The 1,880-nt window shown below is 69.2% G+C and carries 1 protein-coding gene; it reads right to left on the bottom strand.

Annotated elements, in window-relative coordinates:
• A partial coding sequence (locus ACZ4M5_RS34670) for a non-ribosomal peptide synthetase (RefSeq protein ID WP_467743082.1) occupies positions 1–1,880 on the bottom strand: 1,880 nt, incomplete at both ends.

Genomic DNA, 1,880 nt, shown 5'->3' with positions numbered 1-1,880 from the left:
CTCTGGGCCGTCCGCCTCTGCGGCGGGAACGATGTAGGCGACCAGCCGCTTCACGCCGGGCTGGTCCTCGCGGACGATGACGGCGGCCTGGGCGACGTCGGGATGGCGGGCGAGCACGGCTTCGATCTCACCGAGCTCGATGCGAAAACCGCGCAGCTTGACCTGGTCATCGACACGTCCCACAAAAACGAGTTCACCCTCGTCGGTCCAGCGCACCACGTCACCGCTGCGATACATACGCGAGCCGGCCGGCCCGAACGGATCGGCCACGAAACGTGACGCCGTCAGCCCGGGCCGATTGAGATAACCCCGGGCCAATCCCTCACCGGCGATATACAGCTCACCCGCCACACCCGCCGGCACCGGCATCAGACCACCATCCAGCACATACAGCCGGGTGTTCCCCACCGGACGGCCGATGGACGGCGTGGCCGAGGCGCTCAGAGGGCTGTAGACAGCGTCGATGGTGGTTTCCGTGGGACCGTAGAAGTTGTACGCGGCCAGGCCGGAAGCCCCGCGCAGCGCGTTCCACAGCGAAGCGCCGACGGCCTCACCGCCCAGCAGCAGGACACGCGGCTTGTGGTCGGCCTCCAGCAGGCCGACCGCCACCAGCTGCTCGGCGAACGACGGTGTGGTGTCGAGGAGATGGATGCGGTGCGCTGCCGCGTAGGCGACGAGCGCCTCGGCGTCGCGACGCACGATGTCATCCACGAGATGGAGCTCGTTCCCGTCCAGCATCCACAGCAGTTCGGCCCATGTGGCGTCGAAGGAGAGCGACGCGGTCAGCGCGACCCGGAACCTGTCCTGTCCGGCGGCTTCGACGGCGGGCCTGAAAACCGAGACGCGGTGGTGGTCGAAGAGATTGACGAGACCCCGGTGCTCGAGCGCCACGCCCTTGGGACGGCCGGTGGAACCCGACGTGTAGATCACGAAAGCCGGGTGCGACGGCAGCAGCGGGCAGGTCCGGTCCGCGTCCGTCACATCGACGCCGGATAGTCCGGCCAGCAGGCCGGTGGTGTCCGCACCGTCGAGCAGTACGGCGGGCGCGGTCACCTCCGCCGGGAGGATGTCCTTGGTGTCCGTGTCGGTGAGCACCAGCGCGGGGCTGGAGTCGGTGAGCATGAACGCGATCCGGTCGGCGGGGTAGTCCGGGTCGATCGACACATAAGCGGCACCGGCCTTGATCACAGCGAAGATCGCGACGATCGCGTCCGCGGACCGGCGCAGGGCCAACGCCACGATGTCCTCCGGCCCGACGTTCCGGCTGATGAGCAGGCGGGCCAGGCGGTTGGCGCGGTCGTTCAGGTCCGCGTAGGTCATCGCCTCACCGTTGAAAACCACGGCGGTGGCCTGCGGAGTGCGCGCCACCTGGTCCGCCAGCACCTCCGTCAGGGTGGCGTGTGCCACGGGGTGGGTGATGCCGGTACCCATCTCCAGCAACAGCGCACGCTCGGTGGCGGGAAGCGGGTCGACGCGTCCCACGGGCGTGTGCGGGGCGGTCACCGTCTCTTCGAGCAGGTGGCGCAGGCCGTCGGCCCACCTCTGGACTGCGGCCGCGTCGAACACGTCCGGGCGGGAGCTCAGTTCGAGGGACAGCCGACTGCCCGGGAGGGCGGTGAGAGCCAGGGGGTAGTGCGTGGTGTCGCGGGGGTCCACACCCGTGATGCGCAGAGCGGCGCCCGGCAGCTCCAGCGCGTCAGGGTCGATCGGGTAGTTCTCGAAGACCACGGCGGTGTCGAAGAGTTCGCCGAGTCCGGCGAGACGTTGTACGTGGGCGAGGGCGAGGTGCTGGTGGGGGAGCAGGGCGGCCTGCTCGTTCTGGAGGCGGGTGAGCAGTTGGGTGAGTGTTTCGGTGGGGTTGAGGGTGACGCGTACGGGGA

This window comes from Streptomyces sp. NPDC026246, assembly GCF_055567995.1.
This window is presented reverse-complemented; position numbering and strand designations above follow the sequence as displayed.